The sequence below is a fragment of the Synechococcus sp. R8-2 genome (assembly GCF_047461715.1).
Classification (GTDB): Bacteria; Cyanobacteriota; Cyanobacteriia; order Thermostichales; family Thermostichaceae; genus Thermostichus.
The window spans coordinates 1-2,227 of sequence record NZ_JANSHQ010000762.1 but is presented as its reverse complement, the minus strand read 5'-3'; the positions used below and the strand labels follow the sequence as shown (position 1 = coordinate 2,227).

The following is a 2,227-nucleotide window of genomic DNA, read 5'->3' as shown; positions in this document are numbered from 1 at the left end:
GCAGGCGGTAATCCCGCTTTTCCACCAAGCGCCCGCGCGAGTCCAGACGGTAAAACAGCAACGTGGAGTTCTGGGCAGCCCGCACCCCAAAGGCGATGAGATCTCCCGTGTGGGGATCCCGCCGGGGATGGGCAGTGAAAGGCTGGCTGGCCGAGATCCCTCCTGCAAACGTTTCGATCCCCTCGGTGGCCAAGGTGGCCGGGTTCAGCCGGTAAGGGGCACTGGCCTCCCACAGGGCCAGCAGCTTATCTCCCTGGTAGATGACGTTGGTGTTGGCGGGATTTTTAAACCGCAAGTCGAGAAAGTTGCTCCACCAGCCGCCCGGCTTTTGGGTGCCAAACACCCCTCGGTAAAGCACCCGACCGGCTTTTTCCTCTGCTTCAAACTCGCGGGTGCGCACAAACCGGTTGCGAAAATGAACCTTCCCCTCCACAAAGGTGATGGCGCAGACCATGCCATCGCCATCGAACGGGTGCCCGTAGCGCTGGGATCCCACCTCCAGCTTGCCCGGGCCGTTGCGAAACAGGGTTCCCCGCAACCCTACCGGGATCCGTCCTTCGATCTCCGTAATCCAATAGTCGTACTCCTGGGATAGGGAGCGATAGCCCAATTGCCAGTCGGTGGTGCTGTAGGGAAGGGAAGCGACGCTGACCATGGAAGATCTGCATGCAACGCCCTCTATTGTTGCTTAAACTTTTGTGAAGTCGCCAGTTTTTCTGGGCCGGGATAGCCACCTTGGTTGGGATCCCCAAGATGGAGTCGCTCCGATTCGACTATGGTAGGAAATGCCCCCAAAGCGCCTGACAGGATCCACAGTACCCATGTTTGATGCCCTCTCCGAGAAGTTGGAATTGGCCTGGAGAAAGCTGCGCGGCCAGGACAGGATCACCGAAACCAACATTCAAGAAGCTCTGCGGGAGGTGCGGCGAGCCCTGCTGGATGCGGATGTCAATTTGCAGGTGGTGAAGCAGTTTATCGAGGATGTGCGGGAAGCTGCCCTGGGATCCGAGGTCATCCTGGGGGTGACGCCGGATCAGCAGTTCATCAAGATCGTCCACGACGAGCTGGTGAAAGTGATGGGGGAAGCCAACGTGCCCATTGCCCAAGCGGAGCAGCCTCCCACCATTGTCCTCATGGCCGGTTTGCAGGGATCCGGGAAAACCACCACCTGCGCCAAGTTGGCTCTGTATTTGCGCAAGCAGGGCAAGAAGTCTCTCATGGTGGCCGGAGACATCTACCGTCCGGCGGCCATCGACCAGCTCAAGACGCTGGGCCAGCAAATTCAGATCCCCGTTTTCGACCTCGGCAAAGCAGATCCCGTCGAGATTGCCCGGCAGGGGGTGGAGACGGCCCGGCAGCAGGGCTACGACTACGTGATTTTGGACACTGCCGGTCGTTTGCAGATTGACCTGGAGATGATGGCGGAGCTGGAGCGGATCAAGGCGGCGGTGCAGCCCCACGAGATCCTGCTGGTGGTGGATGCCATGATCGGCCAAGAGGCAGCCAGCCTTACCCGAGCCTTCCACGAGCGCTTGGGCATCACTGGGGCCATTCTCACCAAGCTGGATGGGGACACCCGCGGTGGGGCCGCCCTTTCCATTCGCCAAGTGTCCGGTCAGCCCATCAAGTTCATCGGCGTTGGCGAAAAGGTGGAAGCGCTGGATCCCTTCTACCCGGATCGCATGGCCTCCCGCATTCTGGGTATGGGGGATATCCTCAGCCTGGTGGAAAAAGCTCAAGAGGAAATCGACCTGGGAGATGCCGCCAGCATGGCGGAGAAGATGATGACTGCCCAGTTTGATTTCACCGATTTCCTCAAGCAGATGCGCCTAATTAAACGCATGGGATCCTTGGCAGGGCTGCTGAGACTGATGCCGGGGATGGGCAAAATCAGCGAGGAACAACTGCAAAAGGGACAAGACCAACTGGCCCGCGCCGAAGCCATGATCAACTCCATGACACCCGAAGAGCGGCGCAACCCGGATCTGTTGGCCCGCAGCGTCAGCCGCAAACGACGGGTGGCCCGCGGATCTGGCCACAAGCTGGAGGATGTCAGCCGACTGGTCAGTGATTTTCAACGCATGCGCGACATGATGCGCAACATGGGCATGGGTGGCGGTTTTCCCGGTATGGGTTGGGGGGGTGGGCGTACCTCTCTTCCCGGCGGGGATCCCAGTTGGCGCGGACGTTCAACGGCCTCTCCCTCTCGGCAACAGCCCAGCCGCAA

The 2,227-nt window shown here is 60.0% G+C and carries 2 protein-coding genes; one reads left to right on the top strand and one right to left on the bottom strand.

Annotation, left to right across the window (positions count from 1 at the left end):
• Window positions 1-655, bottom strand: a 655-nt coding sequence (locus tag NW819_RS14520; protein ID WP_414414181.1) for a carotenoid oxygenase family protein, incomplete at its 3' end; no start/stop codon positions are given.
• Window positions 656-821: 166 nt separating this feature from the next.
• On the opposite strand from NW819_RS14520, the gene ffh reads away from it, so the two are divergent.
• Window positions 822-2,227 (top strand): signal recognition particle protein (ffh, locus tag NW819_RS14515; RefSeq protein ID WP_414414180.1); only part of this gene is annotated, 1,406 nt, incomplete at its 3' end.